Raw genomic sequence first — 20,285 nt, forward strand, 5'->3', positions numbered from 1 at the left:
GGCTGCACCTGGGGCTGGTACGCCTACGATGCCGCCCTGAACCTGATGTATTACGGCACCGGCAATCCCTCGACCTGGAATCCCGCCCAGCGCCCCGGCGACAACCGCTGGGCCCAGTCCATCGTCGCCCGCGATCCCGACACGGGCCGGGCGCGCTGGCTCTACCAGATGACGCCCCACGACCAGTGGGACTACGACGGCGTCAACGAGATGATCCTCACGGACCAGGCGATCGACGGCCGCACGCGCCCGCTCCTGACGCATTTCGACCGCAACGGCTTCGCCTACACCCTGGACCGCGCGACCGGCGAACTCCTGGGCGCCGACAAATTCGATCCGGCGGTGAACTGGGCGACCCGGATCGACCTCGATCCCGCCTCGACAACCTACGGCCGGCCCGTCCTCGATCCGCGCTACGCCCCCGAGCGGACCGGCGAGGACGAGACCACGCCGGGCATCTGCCCCGGCGCCATCGGCGCCAAGAACCAGCAGCCGGCCGCCTACTCGCCCCGGACGCACCTGTTCTACGTGCCGACGAACCACATCTGCATGACCTACGAGCCGTTCCGGGTGACCTACACCCCCGGCCTGCCCTTCGTCGGCGCCACCCTGAGCCTGCAGCCGCCGCCGGGCGACAGCCACACCGGCAGCCTCACGGCCTGGGACGGGGTGCGCGGGCGGATCGCGTGGTCGATCTCCGAGCCGTTCTCCGTCTGGTCGGGCGTGCTCGCCACGGCCGGGGACGTGGTGTTCTACGGAACCCTCGAGGGCACCCTCAAGGCCGTCGACGCCCGGACCGGCCGAGAGCTCTACCGCTTCAAGACCCCGTCCGGCATCGTCGGCAACGTCACCACCTACACCCATCGCGGCCGGCAATACGTGGCGGTGCTCTCCGGCGTCGGCGGCTGGGCCGGCATCGGCCTCGCCGCCGGCCTCACCGACCCCAACGACGGCGCCGGGGCGGTGGGCGGCTACGCGGCCCTGTCGAACTACACGGCGCTCGGCGGCCAGCTCACGGTGTTCGCCCTGCCGGAGTGAAGTCTGGGTTCGAAGGGATCATCCCTTCGCGGGTCCAGGGCAGAGCCCTGGGACAATGTCGGGCTCTGCCCGACACCCGCCGAAGGGCTTGCCCTTCGGAATCCCGTTACGCGGGATCCTCCTCCGACGGGGCGTAGACCGCGTCGCCGAGGCGCCGCAGGGGACCGCCGGGGCCGGAGCGCTTCCACAGGCGGGTGTTGAGGGCGGCCACCGGATCGTGGCCGGGCAGGTCGAAGCCCCGGGCCGTGAGGCCGGGCAGGATCTCGCCGGCATGCAGGGGCCGGCCGGCCTCGTGCAGGAGGTCGAGGGCGGCGGCGACGAGCGCCCGGCCGTGGCGGCGGGCGGCGGCGATGTCCTCGCCCGGGCGCGCCTCGGAGTCGACGGGCGGCCGGGGCTCTGCCGCGACGGGAGACGGCGCGGCGCCGGCACCGAGGCGGCGGCCGAGTTCGAGGTAGAGGGCATGGTCGGCGATCTGCCGGTCGAGGGCGTCGCGCTGCCGGCGCAGGGCGGCCAGGGCGGCCTCGATCGCGGCCTCGTTCGGAAACATCGATCTCTCCACGGAATATTCTGAATGATCGCCATTGACGGCTTACCAGAATATTCCATTGAGACAACGGAATTTGCGTGATTCCGCAGTTTCCGGGGCGACGCGTCAGGCCGCCGCCGCCTTCCGGGCCGGCTTGCCGGCGCGGGGCGGGATCAGCAGGGCGCCGGCATCGGCGGGCTGGAGCAGCATGCCGTTGTCGTCGAGCCGGATCGGCAGCTTCGGAAACACCTCCTGGAGGTGGGCGAGATCCGCCTTGAACGCCTGGCGGAAGCTGCGGAGGCTGGCGTTGTCGGCCCCGAACTGCCGGTGCAGGTTGTCCCAGGTGAGGCGTAGGGGCCGCTGCAGGGCGCGCAGGCGGTAGCCGACCCAGAACAGCAGGTCGAGCTTGCGCGCCGAGCCCGAGAACGCCCGGGCGGCCCGGATGTCGACGGGCAGGGCGTGCTGGATCAGGTTGTCGTAGAAATCCTGGTGGAACTGGACGCTCTTCTGCCAGACCACCCCGTCGGCGCCCTGGGGCAGCCACAGGTCGAGCTGGCGGAACGGCGGGACGTTGAGGGTGCTGGCGCTGCCCGCCCCGTCCCACAGGCCGATCTGCAGGGTGCAGGCGGCGAGCCTGGCCAGCTGCTCCTTGAACTGCCGGATGGTGCCGCGCTCGCCCCCGGTGACGGCGAACCCCATCTCCTTCATGAAGCCCGACAGGCTGTCGGCCACCGCCACCGTCGGGCTGCGCTGGCGCACGGCCTCGGTGCAGAGGTGCAGGAGCACGAGGCGGGCCTTGGGTCCGTAGGGCAGGCCCTGGAACTCCATCTCGCCCGTGGCCGGATTCTTCAGGCGTCCGGCGAGGAGGCTCAGGGAATTCCTGCCGTACTCGCGAAAAAACTCGCGGGCGTCGCCGGGGTCGCGGTAGGGCAGGCCGCAGAGCGCCAGCACGGAATGGATGTGCTGGAGGTTTTCGGGCCCCGTCGGCTCGTTCTCGATGACCTCGCGCACGGCGTCGCGCCGGCGCTGGTCGCGGCCCATGGCCTGGCGGCGCCCGGCCACGGCCCCGCGGGCGGCGGCCTCGGCGTCCCGGGCCCGCTGCCGGTGCAGGATGGTCTCCGCGATGGTGGCGAACAGGAAGCCGCCGCGCGCCGCCTCGACCTCGGCCAGGAGGTCGGCGTCGCGGATGCCCGCCAGTGTGTCCTCGATCCCCATGAGCCCGGTGCAGTGCCTCGCCGCCGCCGCGGACCGATGTGGCGCCGCGAAGGCGGGACCATGCCCGATTCGGGGCGCGGGAGTCTCAGGGCAAGGCGGCGTCATCCCGGCTATCCACCGGCCGGGACTCGGGAATTCCACGCCGACGAGGCTCGGCCGGGGCCGGGCGAGGGGCCTGCGCAGAGTTCGATACGGGCCCGGATTCCGGGCTATCCCCGGAGTTCACCGGCCGGACCCGGTTTCCACGCCGATCCCGATACGCGGATGCGCCGAATCCCATACGCCGACCCCCGAATCCCGCGCAGAGTTCGATACGGAGCCGCGCAGAGTTCGATACGCGGATGCGCAGAGCTCGATACGCGAACGGGGCTCAACCCCTTGTCGGGGAAGGCGTTTCGGCCGCCCCTTATAACCTTCATAACTGACTCTCTGAGAATCCCTTACTGATACCTTTCCTAAGGGGATCGAGGGCCGTTCGGTTTAACGAACACACCGGGCAGAAGAGATTTTTGGGGGTTTTTTGAAGGGATGCGCACCGGCTGTCCCGGATCTGTCCCCAGCCTCGCCCCTCCCCCGCCGGATCCGCTATGGGTGCTTTCGCCCCTGCCGCAAACGTCCCGGAGTTCCCCTTGACCATCGACGCGCTCCTGACCCTGATGGCGGCCCTGCGCGACCCGGCGACGGGGTGCCCGTGGGACATCGCCCAGACCCATGCCTCCATCGCGCCCTACGCCGTCGAGGAGGCGTACGAGGTGGTGGACGCCATCGCGCGGGACGATGCGGCGGACCTGCGCGACGAGCTCGGCGACCTGCTGCTCCAGGTCGTGTTCCACGCGCGGATCGCCGAGGAGGCCGGGCGCTTCACCTTCGCCGACGTGGTCGGGGCGATCGTCGCCAAGATGGTCCGGCGCCACCCGCACGTGTTCGCCCCTGACGGCGGCCCGGTTCCGGCGGGCTCGAGCCTGCGCGACCCGGCGGCGGTGGAGCGGCAATGGGCGGTGATCAAGGCGGCGGAGCGGGCCGGGCGGCCGACGCGCGACCCGGGGCCCCAGGACCCGGCGAGCCCCCTCGCCGGCATCGCCCGCGCCCTCCCCGCCCTCAGCCGGGCCGAAAAGCTCTCGGCCCGGGCGGCGACCTACGGCTTCGACTGGTCGGACCCGGCCGACGTCGTCGCCAAGGTCCGCGAGGAGACCGACGAGGTCGCCGATGCCATGGCCAACGGCACCCGGGCGGACGTGGCCGAGGAGGTCGGCGACCTGCTGTTCTCGGTGGCCAACCTCGCCCGCCACCTCGGAATCGATCCGGAATATTCCTTACATTCAGGGAATATGAAGTTCGAACGCCGCTTCACCGCCATGACGGCCCGCCTCACGGCCGAGGGGACGACGCTGGACGACGCCTCCCTCGAGACGATGGAGTCCGCCTGGACGGAGGTGAAGCGGGCCGAGAAGGGGTGAAGTCGGGGTTCGAAGGGCCAGCCCTTCGCGGGTCCAGGGCGGAGCCCTGGAGGTCTTCGTCGGGCTCTGCCCGACACCCGCCGAAGGGCTGGCCCTTCGGAATCCCGGGATCGGGGTCCCGCCCTCACCCGGTCCGGCGGCGGGGCCAGTCGATGATGTGGGTGGCGTAGAGGGCCCACCAGACGAAGACCGGCTGAAACGCGAGGCGCGGCCCGTGGTACCACCACGAATCCGGCAGGCCCGCGACGGGGATGCCCTCCACCGCGTGCTTGATGTTGGCCGGGAACACGCAGATGGCGTAGAGGGCGAGCCCGATGCCGGCCCAGCGCCGGGTCGGCGGCCAGATCAGACCCGCGACGCCGGCGAGTTCGCAACACCCGGTGAGGATCACCACCAAGCGGGGCGCCGGCACCCAGTCCGGCATGATCGGCAGGAACGCGTCGGGGGCGGCGAGGTGCACGATCCCGATGAAGCCGTAGGCCGCCATCAGGGCGAGGCGCAGCCACAGCCGGGAATCGCGCGTCCCGGTCACGGGCGCATGGCCGCGCGCAGGGCCTCGCCGAGGGCCGCGACGGCCGGATGCGCGGCGAACGGCGTCGCGCCGACGGCCCGCACGGGTGCGAGCCCGCGCAGGGAATTGGTCAGGAACACCGCGTCGGCGCCGAGGAATTCTTCGAACGCGAGGGGTTGTTCCGCCGCCGTGAATCCGAGGCTTGGGGCCAAGCGCAAAAGTTCGGCGCGGACGATGCCGGCGAGCACGCCCTCCGACAGGGGCGGGGTGACGAGGCGGGTGCCGAACAGGGCGAACAGGTTGCCGGTGCCGGCGCAGGCGACGCGCCCGTGGGTGTTGCGGAACAGGGCCTCGTCGAACCCGGCCGCCCGCGCCTCGGTCGCCGCCAGCACGGCGTCGAGGTAGCCCAGCGTCTTCCAGCGCGCGGCCGGCGAGGTGTCGTTGCGGCGGATGTTCGTGGGATGCAGCGTCAGGGACGCGAAGGGCAGGGCGGGCGGGAGCGCTGCTGCGCTCGCCCACAGGACCGGGCGCGGCTCGGCCGGGGGCGCGAGGCCGCGGGGTCCCGAGCCCCGGGTCACGGTGGTGCGGATCGCCGCGAAGGCTCCTGTCCCAATGGCCCCTGCCCCGCCGGCCACGGCCCGCATGGCTTGCGCGATCCGCTCCGGCGCCACCGCGAACCCGAGGGCCCGCGTGGCGGCGGCGAGGCGGGCGACATGGGCGGCCTCGAACACGAGGCGGCCGTCGATGGCGAGCGCCGTGTCGAACACCCCGTCGCCGAGGGTCAGGCCCCGGTCGGCGAGGTCGAACGGGGCCGTCGGCCCCGCGATGAGGGCGCCGTCAAACCAGAGCATGCGACCGCACCGGCTCCCGCTCCGCGCGCCAGGCGCGGGCCAAGTCCAAGAAGTTGCCGAACAGGGCGTGGCCGTGCTCGGTCAGGACCGATTCCGGGTGGAACTGGATGCCCCAGGTCGGGTGGCGGGTGTGGGACAGGGCCATCACCTCGCCCTCGGCCGAGACGGCGTCCACGGTGAGGGTCTCGCCCATGCCGGGCTCCGGCGTGACGATGAGGGAATGGTAGCGCCCCACCTGCATCGGGCTCGGCAGGCCGGCGAACAGGCCCTGCCCCCCATGGGTGATGGGGGTCGCCTGGCCGTGGAGGGGCCGGCCGGCGCGCGCGACCCGGCCGCCGAAGGCCGCGCCGATGGCCTGGTGGCCGAGGCAGACGCCGAGCAGGGGGATCTCGCCCGACAGGTCGCGGATGGCGGGGAGCGAGATGCCGGCCTCGGCGGGCGTACAGGGGCCGGGCGAGATCACCACGGCCTCGGGCGCGAGCGCCCGGATGCCCGGCACGTCGACGGCGTCGTTGCGCACCACCCGCACGGTCTGCCCGAGTTCCTCGAAGTACCGCACCACGTTGAAGACGAAGGAATCGTAATTGTCGATGACGAGGATCACGGGGCGCCCTCCCCGTCCGGCGCGAACGCCTGGAACACCCGCGCGGCCTTGGTCAGGGTCTCCTCGTATTCCCGTGTCGGATCGGAGAGCAGGGTGACGCCGCCGCCGGCCTGGAGCACCGCCGTGTGGCCGTCCATCACCACCGTGCGGATGGCGATGGCGGTGTCGAGGCTGCCGTCGAAGCCGATGGCCCCGATGGCGCCGCAATAGAGCTCGCGGGCGTCGCCCTCGATCTCCGTGATGATGTCCATGGCGCGCAGCTTCGGCGCCCCCGTGATGGAGCCGCCGGGGAAGGTCGCCGCGATGAGGTCGATGGCGTCCATCCCGTCCTTCAGGGTTCCGGTGACCACGGACACGAGATGGTGGACGGAGGCGTAGGATTCGAGCCCGCACAGGACCGGCACCCGCACGCTGTGCGGCTCGCTGAGGCGCGAGAGGTCGTTGCGCAGGAGATCGACGATCATGATGTTCTCGGCGCGCTCCTTGGGGTCGGCCTGGAGCGCTGCCCCCAGGCGCGCATCCTCGGCCGGGTCGGCGACGCGGCGCACGGTGCCCTTGATCGGGCGGGTCTCGATGTCCCGGCCCGACAGCTTGAGGAAGCGCTCCGGGCTGCTCGAGGCGACGCGCAGGGTCTCGAAGGCGAGGTAGGCGCCGAAGGTCGCCGGGTTGGTGGCGCGCAGGCGCCGGTAGAGGCTGAGCGCGTCGAAGCCCGCCGGCAGGTCGGCTGAAAAGCGCTGGGCGATGTTGGCCTGATAGATGTCCCCGGCGCGGATGTAGTCGCGCACCCGCTCCACCGCCGCCTCGTAGGCGCTTTTCGTGAAGTTGGAGTGCCAGGCGAGCGGCCCCTGCGCCGCCGGCTCGGGCGTCGGGCACGCGGCGGACAGGCATTGCGCGAAGAGAGCCAGGCGCGCCTGCGCCCGGACTCGGCGCGCTTCGGGCTCCCGCTCGGGAAAGCCCGTGGCCATGAGCCGGCAGGTGCCGGCTTCGTGGTCGATGCTCAGGATCGTGTCGTAGAGGTTGAAGGCGATGTCGTCGCAGAGGCCCGCGCGCCGGGCCGGGGCCGCCACCCGCTCCAGGCGCGCGCCGAGATCGTAGGCAAAGTAGCCGATGGCCCCGCCGGTGAAGCCGGGGGCGTCCGGCTCCGGGTCGATCCGGTAGGGCGCGAGGCAGGCGCGCAGGGCCTCCAGACCGGTGCCGGGCACGGGGTGCCCGTCCAGGGTGGCCACCCCGTCGCGAAAGCGGAACCGGGCGAACGGGTCCGCCGCCAGGGTCGAGGTCCGGCCGAGCGTCGGGTGGTGCATGGCGCTGTCGAGGAAGGCGAGCCCCGGCAGGTGCGCCAGGGCCTGCGCCGCCGCGACGGGATCGACGAACGGGATGTCTGCGGTCCACATGATGATCGGGGCTTAGAGACTCGCGCGGGAAACGGATACCCGCCCTGCCCTGCGGCAAGGATTCCGGTTTCCTGAGTTGGCACGCCCGCGGCTGCCGGAGAAGCGGTTCTCCGCGCATGACGCCCCTCGGGCCCGTGAGGCTCGCAAGCCGGCCCGGATGCGGCTATAGAGTTGTCAACTCAACCGATTTCCTCGAATCCACGGCCGGTCGGCCCTCGTTCGACCGCGCCCGACGAGTGCCCATGAGCGCCTCACCCATGACCGCTTCACCCCTGCTGCCGCCGACGTCCGCGAAGGCCGCGCCAAAAATCTCGTTCGTGTCGCTGGGCTGTCCCAAGGCGCTGGTGGATTCCGAGCGCATCCTCACGCACCTGCGCGCCGAGGGCTACGAACTCGCCCGGCGCCACGACGGGGCGGACGTCGTCATCGTCAACACCTGCGGCTTCCTCGATTCGGCGAAGGCCGAGTCGCTCTCGGCCATCGGCGAGGCCATGGCGGAGAACGGCCGGGTCATCGTCACCGGCTGCATGGGCGCGCAGCCCGAGGAGATCCGCGAAAAGTACCCGAACCTGCTCGCCGTCACCGGCCCCCAGGCCTACGAATCCGTGGTGGCGGCGGTGCACGAGGCGGTGCCCCCGGCCCACGATCCGTTCCTCGACCTCGTGCCGCCGCAGGGGGTGAAGCTCACCCCGCGCCACTACGCGTATCTCAAGATTTCAGAGGGTTGCAACAATCGCTGCACCTTCTGCATCATCCCGTCCCTGCGCGGCGATCTCGTCAGCCGCCCGGCCGGCGACGTCCTGCGGGAAGCCGAGAAGCTGGTCAAAGCCGGCGTCAAGGAATTGCTGGTGGTGTCGCAGGACACCTCCGCCTACGGCGTCGACATCCGCTACGCCACCAGCCCGTGGCAGGGCCGGGAGGTGCGGGCGAAGTTCTACGATCTCGCCGCCGAGCTCGGCGAGCTCGGGGCCTGGGTGCGGATGCACTACGTCTATCCCTACCCGCACGTGGACGACGTGATTCCCCTGATGGCCGAGGGCAAGATCCTGCCCTACCTCGACATGCCGCTGCAGCACGCTTCGCCCTCCGTGCTCAAGCGCATGCGCCGGCCGGGCAACCAGGAGAAGCAGTTGGAGCGCATCCGGCGCTGGCGCGAGATCTGCCCGGATCTCGCCATCCGCTCGACCTTCATCGTCGGGTTCCCCGGCGAGACCGAGGCCGAGTTCGAGGAGCTGCTCGCCTGGATCAAGGAAGCCAGGCTCGAGCGGGTCGGCTGCTTCACCTACGAGCCGGTGAAGGGGGCGACCGCCAACGAACTCGGCGACGCGGTGCCCCCGGAGGTCCAGGCCGACCGCAAGCGCCGGTTCATGGAGGCGCAGCAGATCGTCTCCGTCCGCCTGCAGAAGGCGCGGGTCGGCAAGCGCCTGCCCGTGATCATCGATTCCGTCGCGGGCGGCGTCGCCAAGGGCCGCTCGAAATACGATGCGCCGGAGATCGACGGCAACGTCCACGTCACCGCCCGCCGCCCGCTTCGCGTCGGCGACATCGTCACCGTGAAGATCGAGCGGGCGGACGCCTACGATCTGTATGGAAGTGCGGTGTAGAACTTGGAGTGCCTCACAAAACTCCCGGTCGCTGCCGGTTCTCGCCTTGAGTGCCACGACGCAGCGGGAGTTTTGTGAGAGACACTTAGGGGTATGGCTTGCCGAGCTGCTTTGCGACATCCTTCGCCATCACACCGGCCACCTTAACAGCAGCGCGCAGCTCAGCTTCCGTAACGCCGAACTTATCGCACCAAGCCTTGACCTCCCATGGCTCGTTCACATTGATTCGGCGTTGATCGGGTGGGCCACGCTTCGTCAGATCATCGGTCATGAAATTACTCTCAGGTTGGAATTCTAGTAATTTGGCAACCTGAGGTGTCGTTTCAAGGGGGCGGCGCCTCCTTCTGTGACTGATCGGTAAGAAGCATACGACTCGTGACCCGCTTCACTCCGGCCGCCGCCATCTCGGCCCAGGCCCGTGCAACCGAGCCTTTATGGTCGATGCCACGCACGGCGTCCTCCACAACAACGACGTCAAACCCCGCCGCGCGGGCATCGAGGGCGCTCCAGCCGACGCAGTAATTGGTCGCGAGGCCGCACACGACCACGCGGGTGAACCCGCGCTCGCGCAGGTAGCCGGCGAGCCCGGTGGGGGTCGTCCGGTCGGCCTCCAGGAACGCCGAGTAGCTGTCGACGCCGGATTGGTGCCCCTTGCGGATCACCAGTTCGGCGCGCTCGGCCCGGAGTTCGGGCGCGAGCGCGGCGCCCGCCGTGCCCCGCACGCAATGCTCCGGCCACAGCACCTGATCGCCGTGGGGCAGCGCCACGCTCTCGAACGGCGCCCGGCCGGGATGGCTGGCGGCGAAGGAGACGTGGCCCGGCGGGTGCCAGTCCTGGGTCACCACCACGTGGGCGAACCGGTCGATGAGGCGGTTGATCGGGGCGATCACCGCGTCGCCGTCCGGCACGGCCAGGGCGCCGCCGGGCAGAAAATCGACCTGCACATCGACGACGAGGAGGACGTCCGATGATCCGGGGATCACGGCGTCCTCCGATCCCGGGAGAACAGGATCCGGGAGAACAGGATCACGGGATCATCACCGTGGCGCCCGTGGTCTTGCGGCTGGCCAGATCCGTGTGGACCTGCGGGGCCTCCGACAGCTTGGCCTTGGCATGGACGGGGATTTTCACCGCGCCGCTCGCCACCACGGAGAACAGGTTCTTCGCCATGGCGTCCAGGGTCTCGCGTTGGCCCGCATGCGCGAACAGCGACGGGCGGGTGGCGTAGAGCGACCCCTTCTGGCCGAGCAGCGCCAGGCTGAAATCGTCCACGGGCCCGGAGGCCGAGCCGAAGCTGACGAAGAGGCCGAGGGGACTGATGCAGTCGAGGGAGGCCGGGAAGGTGTCGCGGCCCACCCCGTCATAGACCACCGGCACGCCCTTGCCCCCCGTGATCTCCTTCACCCGGGCGGCAAAGTCCTCGTCGCGGTAGAGGATGACGTGGTCGCAGCCGTTGGCCCGCGCCAGCTCCGCTTTCTCCTCGGAGCCGACGGTGCCGATGACCGTAGCGCCGAGGTGCTTCGCCCACTGGCAGGCGATGAGGCCGACGCCGCCGGCGGCGGCGTGGAACAGGATCGTGTCGCCGGCCTTCACCCGGTACGTCCGGTGCAGGAGGTACTCGGCGGTGAGGCCTTTGAGCATCATCGCGGCGGCGGTGGTGTCCTCCACCCCGTCTGCGAGGTGCACGGCGGCGCTGGCGGCGATCACCACCTCCTCGGCATAGGTGCCGGCGGCCGAGCCGTAGGCCACGCGCTCGCCGGGCTGGAAATCGGTGACGCCCTCGCCCACCGAGACCACGGTGCCGGCGCCCTCGTTGCCGGGGGTGAAGGGCAGCTGCGGCACCTTGTAGGCGCCCGAGCGGAAGTAGATGTCGATGAAGTTGACGCCGATGGCGCTCTGGCGGACGCGGATCTGTCCGGGGCCGGGCTCGGCCACCGTGACGTCCTCGTAGCGCATCACCTCGGGGCCGCCGTATTCGTGGACTCGGATCGCCTTCGGCATGGGGGTCGCTCCTCGATGAATCTCAGTGTCAGCGAGATAGACGGTCCACGCGCGCGGGCAATGGCGGGGTCGGTCCCGGAGCCCTCGACGTGCGCCGCCGCACCCACGCGAGCACCCGCCGCCCGCCGCGGCCGGAGCGATTGCGCGGCGCGGAGATCCCTGGTTTAGAAGGCATCATCGGGCATGGTGCGAACCACGACGGTCGGTTGATCTTGCCTGCATTGATCACGGGAAGACCAGCCGGACGACTGGATGGACGAGATCGTATGGATACGCCCGGCAGGCTATGATCCGGCCGTTCAGCCCGGCACGATCCTGCGGCCGGAGGCGGCCTTGCCGGCCTTCCAGGTGCTGGAGCGTCGCCTCGTGGTGATGATGTTCAATCCGGGGCACGCCTGGGAGATCAAGCCCTTCACCCAGCTCACCCTGCGGATCGTCGAATCGGGAGCGCCCGTCACACGATCCCCGTGAGGTAGTAGACCCCGATCACGAGGAACACGGCGCTCGTCTTCAGGACGGTGATGGCGAAGATGTCGGCATAGGCCTGCCGGTGGGTAAGCCCCGTCACGGAGAGGAGCGTGATCACGGCGCCGTTGTGAGGGAGCGTATCCATGCCGCCGCTCGCCATGGCGGCCACCCGGTGCAGCACCTCCATGGGGATGCCGGCCCCCTGCGCCGCCGCGATGAAGGTGCCCGACATGGCGGCCAGCGCGATGCTCAAGCCCCCGGAGGCCGAGCCGGTGATGCCGGCGAGCGCCGTCACCGTCACCGCCTCGTTCACCAGGGGGTTCGGGATCGCCGAGAGGGCGTCGCGGATCACGAGGAAGCCCGGCAGCGCGGCGATGACCGCGCCGAAGCCGTACTCGGAGGCGGTGTTCATGGCCGCCAGCAGGGCGCCCGCCACCGCCGCCCGGCTGCCCTCGGCGAAGCCTTGGGCGACCGGCTTCCAGGCGAAGGCCAGCACCGTGAGGATGCCGGCGAGGAGCGCCAGCTCCACCGCCCAGATGGCGGTGACGGACGAGATCGTCGTCACGATGGGCTTGTCGAGGCCGGCGAGCGCCGTCTCGACCTTGGGTCCGTAGAGGCGCGGGATCGCCGCCGTGAAGGCGAGGTTGGACAGGCCGACCACCACGAGGGGCAGGAGGGCGACGGCCGGGTGCGCGCGGGCGGCCGCGTCCATCACCGCCGGCTCGTTGCTGTGGCCGCTGCCGTAGCCTTCGCCCCGGCGCTTGGCCGCCGCGATGCGGGCATCGAGATAGGCGACCCCGGCGACGAGGATGAAGGCCGCGCCGATGAGGCCGAGCCAGGGGGCGGCCCAGGTGTTGGTGTTGAAGAAGGTGGTGGGGATGATGTTCTGGATCTGCGGCGTGCCCGGCAGGGCGTCCATGGTGTAGGAGAACGCGCCGAGCGCGATGGTGCCGGGTATCAGGCGCTTGGGGATGTCGGAGAGGCGGAACGCTTCGGCCGCGAACGGATAGACGGCGAACACCACGACGAAGAGCGACACGCCGCCATAGGTGAGCAGGTTGCACACGAGCACGATGGAGAGCACGGCCCGCCGCGCGCCCACCAGATCGATGACGGCCGTGACGATGGTTCGCGAAAACCCCGACAGCTCGATGACCTTGCCGAACACGGCCCCGAGCAGGAACACCGGGAAGTACAGCTTCACGAAGCCGACCATCTTCTCCATGAACAGGCCGGAGAACACTGGCAGCACGGCGGAGGGGTCCGTGAGCAGCACGGCGGCCAGCGCCGCGATGGGGGCGAACAGGATGACGCTGAAGCCGCGATAGGCCACCAGCATGAGGAAGCCGAGCGCGAGGAGCGCGATGGCGAGGTTCACGGGCATCTCCTGCACGAGCGGGACCGAGGGTCTCCCGGCGATGCTACCCGGCGCTGTTTTCCCGCACCATCGCGTCCCTTGACCGATCCGGCCTGCTCCCTCTGTAAGGGGTGACGGATCGGCCGGTCTGTCCCACTTCGACGCCTTCGTCGGACGGGCCGTGCGCAGGAGAACAGCTTCGTGGCCCCATCGCCTGAGAGTGTTTCGCGTGGCGCGCCCCCCTTCGCGGTGGCGGTGGTGGGGGCCGGTGCCGCCGGTCTCGGGGCCGCCCTGGCGCTCGCCCGCGACGGCATTCCCACCGCCCTCGTCGGCCGGCACGCCCCCGTGGCCGACGGGCGCACGGTGGCCCTCCTCGACGGGTCCGTGCGCTTCCTCAGGGCACTCGGCGCCTGGGACGGCATCGCCCCCCATGCCAGTCCGCTCGCCGAGCTCCACATCGTCGACGACACCGGCAGCCTGTTCCGGCCGCCCCCGGCCCGCTTCGTCGCCACGGAGATCGGCCTCGACGCCTTCGGCTGGAACGTCGAGAGTGCCCGCCTCGTCGAGAGCCTGCGGGCGCAGGCCCGCGCGTCGGCCAACCTCACCCTGTTCGAGAGCGACGCGGCCGATTTTCGCGTCGGCGCGGAGGCGGCCGATCTGACCCTCGCGGACGGAACGCGCCTGTCGGCCCGCCTCGCGGTCGGGGCCGACGGCGCCCGCTCGAAACTCCGGACCGCCGCCGGCCTCGTGCCCCGGGAATGGTCCTATCCGCAATCCGCCATCACCACGATCCTGGCGCATACCCGCCCGCACCGGGACGTCTCGACGGAATTCCACACCCGGCAGGGGCCGTTCACCCTGGTGCCGCTCCCCGGCGGCCATCGCTCCAGCCTCGTCTGGGTGATGGACGCGGCGCGGGCGCAATGCATGGCCGCCCTCGACGATGCGGCCTTGGCCCGGGCTGTCGAGACCCAGGCGCAGGCGATGCTGGGGCCCATGCGGATCGACGGGCCGCGCGGCCTCGTACCCATGCGCGGTCTCGCCCTGGCGAGCCCGGTGGCGGCGCGCCTCGCCCTCGTCGGCGAGGCCGCCCACCTGTTCCCGCCCATCGGCGCACAGGGCCTCAACCTCGGCCTGCGCGATGCGGCGGCCCTGCGGGACGCCGTCGCGGAGGCGGTGGCGGACGGGCGCGATCCGGGGTCTCGGGCGGCGCTCGCTGGGTTCGCCCGGGCGCGCGGCCGCGATGCGCGCCTGCGCACCCTGGCGGTGGACACCCTCAACCGCAGCCTGCTCACCGGCTTCCTGCCCGTGGACGCCCTGCGCGGCCTCGGTTTGCTGGCCATGACGACGATCACCCCCTTGCGCCGCTTCGTCATGCGCGAGGGCGTGGTGCCGCGCCTCGGTGCGCCCAGCCTGATGCGCTGAGGCTCAGCGCCGGGCCAGATCCCTCACGGCGGAATCCTGCGCCTCGCCCGTGCCCGCGAGGGAGATGGCGGGCAGATCGCTGGCCTTCGTCCCGGTTTCGGCCTCGCGGCCCTGGGCCTCGCCGGTGAAGGCGGTGCCGTTACGGCCCAAAACCTCGCCGTGGGCGAACAGGGCCTTCATGTAGGTCTGGTCGAAGGGCGCGGTCGTCGTCCGGGTGAACCGTCCGTCGATCTCGGCCACCTGGAGGTCGAGGCCCGTGCGCTGAGCGAAGCTCCGGCTGAGCGCCAGGGCCGCGCGGGTCTGCGCCTTGATCGCCGCCGACAGGGAGCGGCCGAGCACGCTCAGGGTGGTGCGCGAGGCCATCTGGAATTGGGGCGCGAGGGAATTGTTGACCACGAGGTAGACCCGGTGCGTCGGCAGGGGCACCGGATGGGTGGCCAGCAGCCAAGCCTCGGGGGCGAGGTAGTACGGCGCCGTGGTGCCGCCGTCGTCGTGCATCTCCTGGATGTGTTTGGAACCGGCCACGGCCTCGACCATCACCGGTGGAAACACCCCCGGCACCGCCGAGGACGCCAGGATGATGTCGCGGAACAGGGCGAGGGCCTTCGGGCCGCCGGTGCCGGCGATGGCGCCCATGTCCCACAGGACCGGCCGCTCGGAATCCACCGCCGTGGTGGCGACGAGGAGGCGCCGGCCCTTGGCGTGCTCGGCCGCGACGGCCTGGAGAAGCTTCGGGGTCACCGAGCGGTCGATGCGCCGTTTCAGCGGCCAGGTATCGGTCAGGGACTCGTTGGTGCCGCCGAACTCGAACACGTCGGCCGCCGAGATCTCGGTGTAGCCCTGGCGCAGGGCTTCGTCTCCGGCCGACCCGATGAAGGCGAAGGGGGCGATCATCGCGCCCGTGCTGACGCCGGTGATCACGCCGAATGTGGGCCGGGTCCCGGCCTCGCTCCATCCCTTCAGGAGGCCCGCCGCGAAGGCCCCGTTCTCGCCGCCGCCCGAGAGCACGAGCCAGGGGTCGTGGGCGGCGCGCGCATCCTCCAGAAACCGGGCGAAGGCGGCGGGATCGTCGCCGGGGATGCGCAGTCCCGCGGGAAGTCCGTCGGGTCTGGCCGAGGCGGCCTCGGCGGCGGTGAAGGCGCCGCGCTCCGAGGACCTGGTTCGCTCGGCCGCAGAAGCCGGCTGCGGGAGGCCGAGGCCGATCGCGGCGACGCACACGAGCGCCGTGGACCGGAGGCTGGTGCGCCTGATCGATGATCCGGACATGGGTCCGTCCTTCGTTCGTGGTCGAGGTGCCCGCCTCGTCATCAGAACGTGAGGCGCCGGCTCCCGTTCCGGATGGTCCTCCCATCCTGGGCGCATGGCAAATGGTTTGGTGTGCCCGCGCACCTTTACGGCGGGGGCAGGCTTGAACTAACCGCTGGGGCGGGACCCCGACACACAAGAACACGGAGCCTGAGACGCCGATGAAACTGCCCCGCCGCTTCTTCCAGCCCCTTGCCACCGGCGCGCCGGCCCCGTTCCGTGAGCTTCCGGTGAAGCTCGAGCGGATGATCCACTTCGTGCCGCCGCACAACGACAAGGTCCGCGCCCGCGTGCCCGAGCTCGCGGCATCCGTCGACGTGGTGCTGGGCAACCTCGAGGACGCCGTGCCCGTCGATCAGAAGGAGGCCGCGCGCAAGGGCTTCGTCGCCATGGCGCAGGCCACCGACTTCGCCGCCTCCGGCACCGGCCTGTGGACCCGCATCAACGCCCTGAACTCGCCCTGGATTCTCGACGACCTGTTCGAGATCGTGTCCCAGGTGGGGGACAAGCTCGACGTGGTGATGGTGCCCAAGGTCGAGGGGCCGTGGGACATCCACTACGTCGACCAGCTGCTCGCCCAGCTCGAGGCGAAGCACGGGGTCGGCAAGCCCATCCTCGTCCACGCCATCCTGGAGACGGCCGAGGGGGTCGCCAACGTCGATGCCATCGCCTCCGCCTCCCCGCGCATGCACGGCATGAGCCTCGGACCCGCCGATCTCGCGGCCTCGCGCGGCATGAAGACCACCCGCGTCGGCGGCGGTCACCCGGATTACCGCGTCATCGCCGACCCGACCACGGACGGTGCCGCCCGCGCCTCCGCCCAGCAGGACCTGTGGCACTACACCATCGCGAAAATGGTCGATGCCTGCATGGCCAACGGCCTCAAGGCCTTCTACGGCCCGTTCGGCGACTTCTCCGACGGCGAGGCCTGCGAGGCCCAGTTCCGCAACGCCTTCCTCATGGGCTGCGCCGGGGCCTGGACGCTCCACCCGAATCAGGTCGCCATCGCCAAGCGCGTCTTCGCGCCCGATCCGGCGGAGGTCGCCTTCGCGGTGCGGATCGTCGAGGCGATGCCCGACGGCACCGGTGCGGTGATGCTCGACGGCAAGATGCAGGACGACGCCACCTGGAAGCAGGCCAAGGTCATCGTCGATCTCGCCCGCCTCGTGGCCGACAAGGACCCGGAGCTGGCCAAGACCTACGGCCTGACGTGAGACCGACGGCCTGACGCGGGGCTCCGGTCGTCATCGGTGGCCTCGCCGCCGATGACAACCGCGCCGGGCCGGCTTATCTGACGGGGATGACCGATACGATCTCCGCCACGCCCAAGATGAGAACCGCCAAGTTCGGCCTGGGCGCCGTGGTCCGCCACCGGATCTACCCGTTCCGCGGCATCGTGTTCGACGTCGATCCGGTGTTCGACAACACCGAGGAATGGTGGCTGGCGATCCCCGAGGAGGTCCGGCCGCGCAAGGACCAGCCGTTCTATCACCTGCTCGCCGAGAACGCCGAGAGCGAGTACGTCGCCTACGTCTCCGAGCAGAATCTCGTCCCCGACACCTCCGGCGAGGCCCTGCGCCACACCGGCATCGCCGAGGTGTTCGAGCGCGACGCGGAAGGCACCTACCGGATGCGCAGCTCCCAAGCCAACTGATCCCTGGCCAACTGATCCCGGGCCGACCGAGCCGGTTCCGAAGACGAGAAAGGCCGGGCGAGGAATCGCCCGGCCTTTCTCGTGTCCGATGCCGTCGGATCGCGGCCGGGCCGCGATCCGATCTGCGCGATCAGGATTTGGACATCAGGGCTTGGATATCAGGGCTTGGGCGGAGCGGCCGGGGCGCCGGCACCGGCCGCGTTCTGCTGCTCGAGCTTCTTGCGCGTCTCCTCGGCGCGCTTCTCCATCTCGGCCTGGAGCTTCTTCTGCTGGTCTTCCAGGACCTTCGGGTCGATGGCCGGGCCGTCGAAGGCCTTGCCGAAGCCGGCGAGCGGCACCGCGAAGGTGACCTCGCGCTGGGTCTGGTTCTGGACGCTGACGTTGAGGGTGGTGCCCTTCTTCATCGCGTTGACGACGTCGTTGCTCACGCCGCCGGCTTCGGCGAAGCAGCCGTTGGGGAAGCAGACGGCGAACTTGCCCGGCGTGCCCTGCTGGCCGTCGATGGTGAAGCGGATGCCGGGCTGCAGCAGCAGGCCGAGCGGCAGCAGGTAGCGCACCACGCGCACGTTCTGCTGGGCGTTCTTCATGTCGTAGACGGCGACGGCGAGCACCGGCTGGCCCTGGTCCGAAACGAAGTCGCGGGTGGTGTAGCAGACGTCCGTGGCGCTCGCCTGATCCTTGCCGCAGACCTTGGTCCACTCGGTCTGGGACGGCTCGGACTTCACGTTGACGGTCTGGGGACCGGTCTGCTGCTGCGCCATGCCGCCGCCCGCGGGCGCGGCCGGAGCCGCCGGGGCGGGGGCCGCCGGCGCCGGGGCGGCCGGCTTGGGCTTGGCGGCCTGCGCCAGGGCGGACCCGGCAAGACCCGATCCGGCAAGACCCGCCAGGGCGAGGAACGCGGCGATGCGCAGCGGGCGCGCGGGACGGTTGGCGAAGGACATCAGGTCTGACCCCTTGGAATTCGACGGACTTGGGAATGGATTCGGGATTTCAGCGGATTTGGCAATTCCGCGGACTTTTGGATGGCGCGCGAACGGGACGCCGGGTCTCGGCGGGCGCTTGAACTGACACGACATGGCGACGACGGACCCGATTCCTGCGCCGGTCCGAGGCCCCCCGCCGGGAGATCGGAAAGTGTCCCGACCCCGCCTGAACGATTGCGCGGCCTGCTTTCCCTCGGAATGCGGCGAAGACATGACACCGGCCCCGTTCGGGCCGGGCGCGAAGGCCGGGTTAAGGTTGGCTTAACCCTAAGGGTTCATGAACGCAGGGCAGCGGGAGTTCAAGCGCACGTGTCGGCGCAACCAGTCATCTCATCTCTCCTCTCATCCCTCCCCCCAGGCCTCGCCACCGGTTCCGCCGCTGCGCCCCGCCGCCCCACCCTCGTGGACCTGGCGGCCCTGGAGGCGGCCATCCCTCCGCCTCCGTCCGGGCCGCATGTGCCCCCGGCCGGCCCACGGGAGAGGCGCGACGCCCCTTCACGCACCCAGCGGCTGTGCACCCTGCTGGCCGCCACGGCCTACGCCCATCCGCAACGCATCGCCCTCGTCGATCCGCCGGGCAAGCCCCTCTGGAGCGGGCGACCGGCCATCACCTGGACCTACGGCGCCGCCGCCGAGATCGTGGCGCGCCTCGCCAACGGCCTGCGCGGCTGGCGGCTGCCGGCCGAGAGCCGGATCGGAATCGCCCTGCCGGGCGGGGTCGAGGGGGCGCTCGCCCTCCTGGCGGTGGAGGCGGCCGGCCACGTTCCCTGCCTCCTGCCCGCGGCGCTCGACGAGGACGGCCTCGTCGCCGCCGTCCAGGCCGCCGGCATCAGCGCCGTCCTGACCCAGGCCCGCTTCGGCGCGAGCCGTCCGGCCGAGCGCCTGTGCCGGGTGGCGGCGCGCTACTTCGGCCTGCGCTACCTCGCCGCCTTCGGGCCGGACGTGCCGGACGGGGTGATCAACCTCGACGCCATGGTGCTGGATCAGTCCGGCGGCCCGTTCGCCCCGGGTCCGGGCGGGTTCGTCAGCTTCGCCGGCGGCGACCCCACCCGGCCGATCCATCGCAGCGGCGACGCCCTCCTGGCGGCCATCGCCGCGCACCGCGTCGCCGCCCGGATGGCGCCCGGCGCGCGCCTCCTCACCCTCCTGCCGGGCAGCGACCTGCGCGGCCTCGTCACCGGCCTCGGGGCCGCCCTGGTGGCGGGCGCCACCTTCGAGCCGATGCCGGTGTTCGAGGCGGCCGCCTTCACCGAGGCCCTGGAGCGGCCGGTGCCGACCCACCTCGTGGTGCCGGCGGCCCTCGAGGCCAACCTCGCCGCCAGCCGCCTGCCCGCGACGCTCGCCGGCATCCTCCTGGTCCACCGCGTTCCGTCCCGCTTCCCGCCGCGCCGTCTGCCCTCCCGGCCGGACGCGCCGCGGGTGATCGACGTGGTCGCCTTCGAGGAGATCGTCCTCCTCACCGGCGCGCGGGCCGGCAGCGACGTTGCCCTCACCCTGGCGGCGCCCGAGCGGGCCAACCCCGCCTCGACCCTGATGAGCCTGCGCCGCGAGGTCGACGGCACCCTCGCCTTCCGTGGCCGCGCCTGCCATGCGGGACCGTTGCAACGCGGCATCCCCCAGCCGGACTTCGTCGATGCCTGGCTGTCCTCGCCGTTCCGGGCCCCCGTCGACGACGGTCAGGCCACGGGGATCATCCGCGATTGATGCATCGCACGCCCAAGACCCCGAAAACGCACGCCAGGCGTCATAATTTCGAAACCCGATCTTCACCCTGGTAACGAATCGACTCCGTTTCTGGGAAAATGATCTTTCTCAGCGGCTTGAGAGATGAATCCGATGTGATGGATGAGATCGGAGCGCCGGGCCGCACGTCCATCCGGCCCGCAACGGTCATG

20 protein-coding genes are annotated in these 20,285 nt (G+C 71.0%); 8 read left to right on the plus strand and 12 right to left on the minus strand.

The features are described from left to right. Positions 1–1,038: PQQ-binding-like beta-propeller repeat protein (locus MKK49_RS07635; protein WP_244027496.1), on the plus strand; the 1,038-nt coding region annotated here is incomplete at its 5' end. 106 nt (positions 1,039–1,144) lie between these two features. Here the strand turns inward: MKK49_RS07635 and MKK49_RS07640 are convergent. Together MKK49_RS07640 and MKK49_RS07645 are read right to left on the minus strand one after the other, a co-directional pair. Next, positions 1,145–1,585 carry a hypothetical protein gene (locus tag MKK49_RS07640; RefSeq protein ID WP_244027497.1) on the minus strand — a complete coding sequence of 147 codons (441 nt, stop codon included), beginning with the start codon at positions 1,583–1,585 and terminating at the stop codon, positions 1,145–1,147. 105 nt (positions 1,586–1,690) lie between these two features. Further along, a complete protein-coding gene (locus MKK49_RS07645) occupies positions 1,691–2,779 on the minus strand; it encodes a replication protein RepA (RefSeq protein WP_244027498.1) in 1,089 nt (362 codons plus the stop codon). A 587-nt stretch (positions 2,780–3,366) separates the two neighbouring features. On the opposite strand from MKK49_RS07645, the gene mazG reads away from it, so the two are divergent. Further along, on the plus strand, positions 3,367–4,236 hold the full coding sequence (gene mazG / locus MKK49_RS07650) for a nucleoside triphosphate pyrophosphohydrolase (protein ID WP_409565034.1): 870 nt from the start codon (positions 3,367–3,369) through the stop codon (positions 4,234–4,236). Positions 4,237–4,360: 124 nt separating this feature from the next. On the opposite strand, the gene MKK49_RS07655 is transcribed toward mazG, so the two are convergent. Genes MKK49_RS07655 through pabB form a run of 4 tightly spaced genes read right to left on the minus strand, consistent with a single transcriptional unit; the run spans position 4,361 to position 7,593 of the window. Further along, a complete protein-coding gene (locus MKK49_RS07655; RefSeq protein ID WP_244027539.1) occupies positions 4,361–4,723 on the minus strand; it encodes a DoxX family protein in 363 nt (120 codons plus the stop codon). Between the two features lie 41 nt (positions 4,724–4,764). Further along, entirely contained in the window at positions 4,765–5,598 is an 834-nt protein-coding gene (locus tag MKK49_RS07660; RefSeq protein WP_244027499.1) for an aminotransferase class IV, read from the minus strand. Beyond that, positions 5,585–6,202, minus strand: coding sequence for an anthranilate synthase component II (locus tag MKK49_RS07665; protein ID WP_244027500.1), 618 nt, complete (start codon positions 6,200–6,202; stop codon positions 5,585–5,587). The genes MKK49_RS07660 and MKK49_RS07665 overlap by 14 nt, the downstream gene beginning before the upstream one ends. Beyond that, positions 6,199–7,593 carry an aminodeoxychorismate synthase component I gene (gene pabB, locus MKK49_RS07670; protein ID WP_244027501.1) on the minus strand — a complete coding sequence of 465 codons (1,395 nt, stop codon included), beginning with the start codon at positions 7,591–7,593 and terminating at the stop codon, positions 6,199–6,201. The genes MKK49_RS07665 and pabB overlap by 4 nt, the downstream gene beginning before the upstream one ends. A gap of 257 nt (positions 7,594–7,850) precedes the next feature. Here pabB and rimO point away from each other — a divergent pair, with 257 nt between their 5' ends. Then, a complete protein-coding gene (rimO, locus tag MKK49_RS07675) occupies positions 7,851–9,197 on the plus strand; it encodes a 30S ribosomal protein S12 methylthiotransferase RimO (protein ID WP_244027503.1) in 1,347 nt (448 codons plus the stop codon). A gap of 85 nt (positions 9,198–9,282) precedes the next feature. Here rimO and MKK49_RS07680 read toward each other — a convergent pair whose 3' ends face one another. From MKK49_RS07680 to MKK49_RS07690, 3 genes are read right to left on the minus strand one after another with little or no spacing between them, the layout of a single operon-like run. Then, positions 9,283–9,468 (minus strand): DUF3606 domain-containing protein, encoded by a 186-nt coding sequence (locus tag MKK49_RS07680; RefSeq protein ID WP_244027505.1) that lies wholly within the window; start codon positions 9,466–9,468, stop codon positions 9,283–9,285. 52 nt (positions 9,469–9,520) lie between these two features. Beyond that, the gene (gene pncA / locus MKK49_RS07685) at positions 9,521–10,180 is read right to left on the minus strand and encodes a bifunctional nicotinamidase/pyrazinamidase (RefSeq protein WP_244027507.1); all 660 of its coding nucleotides are present in this window, start codon (positions 10,178–10,180) and stop codon (positions 9,521–9,523) included. Positions 10,181–10,223: 43 nt separating this feature from the next. Next, positions 10,224–11,198, minus strand: coding sequence for a quinone oxidoreductase family protein (locus MKK49_RS07690; RefSeq protein ID WP_244027509.1), 975 nt, complete (start codon positions 11,196–11,198; stop codon positions 10,224–10,226). Positions 11,199–11,450: 252 nt separating this feature from the next. Between MKK49_RS07690 and MKK49_RS07695 the strand changes: the two genes are divergently transcribed. After that, on the plus strand, positions 11,451–11,669 hold the full coding sequence (locus MKK49_RS07695) for a hypothetical protein (RefSeq protein WP_244027511.1): 219 nt from the start codon (positions 11,451–11,453) through the stop codon (positions 11,667–11,669). On the opposite strand, the gene MKK49_RS07700 is transcribed toward MKK49_RS07695, so the two are convergent. Further along, the gene (locus MKK49_RS07700) at positions 11,653–13,044 is read right to left on the minus strand and encodes a GntP family permease (protein WP_244027513.1); all 1,392 of its coding nucleotides are present in this window, start codon (positions 13,042–13,044) and stop codon (positions 11,653–11,655) included. The two genes, MKK49_RS07695 and MKK49_RS07700, sit on opposite strands and share 17 nt — an antisense overlap. Positions 13,045–13,224: 180 nt before the next feature. On the opposite strand from MKK49_RS07700, the gene MKK49_RS07705 reads away from it, so the two are divergent. Continuing rightward, complete coding sequence (locus MKK49_RS07705) at positions 13,225–14,448, plus strand: FAD-dependent monooxygenase (RefSeq protein WP_244027516.1); 1,224 nt, start codon at positions 13,225–13,227, stop codon at positions 14,446–14,448. 3 nt (positions 14,449–14,451) lie between these two features. On the opposite strand, the gene MKK49_RS07710 is transcribed toward MKK49_RS07705, so the two are convergent. Then, positions 14,452–15,714: a patatin-like phospholipase family protein gene (locus MKK49_RS07710; protein ID WP_244027518.1), complete on the minus strand. Its 1,263-nt coding sequence runs from the start codon at positions 15,712–15,714 to the stop codon at positions 14,452–14,454. Positions 15,715–15,914: 200 nt separating this feature from the next. On the opposite strand from MKK49_RS07710, the gene MKK49_RS07715 reads away from it, so the two are divergent. Continuing rightward, positions 15,915–16,967 carry an HpcH/HpaI aldolase/citrate lyase family protein gene (locus MKK49_RS07715; protein ID WP_244027519.1) on the plus strand — a complete coding sequence of 351 codons (1,053 nt, stop codon included), beginning with the start codon at positions 15,915–15,917 and terminating at the stop codon, positions 16,965–16,967. A gap of 86 nt (positions 16,968–17,053) precedes the next feature. Continuing rightward, positions 17,054–17,407 carry a heat shock protein HspQ gene (hspQ, locus tag MKK49_RS07720; protein WP_056097363.1) on the plus strand — a complete coding sequence of 118 codons (354 nt, stop codon included), beginning with the start codon at positions 17,054–17,056 and terminating at the stop codon, positions 17,405–17,407. 158 nt (positions 17,408–17,565) lie between these two features. On the opposite strand, the gene MKK49_RS07725 is transcribed toward hspQ, so the two are convergent. Continuing rightward, entirely contained in the window at positions 17,566–18,348 is a 783-nt protein-coding gene (locus MKK49_RS07725) for an invasion associated locus B family protein (protein ID WP_244027521.1), read from the minus strand. Between the two features lie 351 nt (positions 18,349–18,699). On the opposite strand from MKK49_RS07725, the gene MKK49_RS07730 reads away from it, so the two are divergent. Continuing rightward, positions 18,700–20,094, plus strand: a complete 1,395-nt coding sequence (locus MKK49_RS07730; RefSeq protein WP_409565035.1) for an AMP-binding protein — start codon at positions 18,700–18,702, stop codon at positions 20,092–20,094. Positions 20,095–20,285: the final 191 nt, after the last annotated feature.

This window comes from Methylobacterium sp. J-090 (assembly GCF_022829345.1).
Lineage (GTDB): Bacteria > Pseudomonadota > Alphaproteobacteria > Rhizobiales > Beijerinckiaceae > Methylobacterium.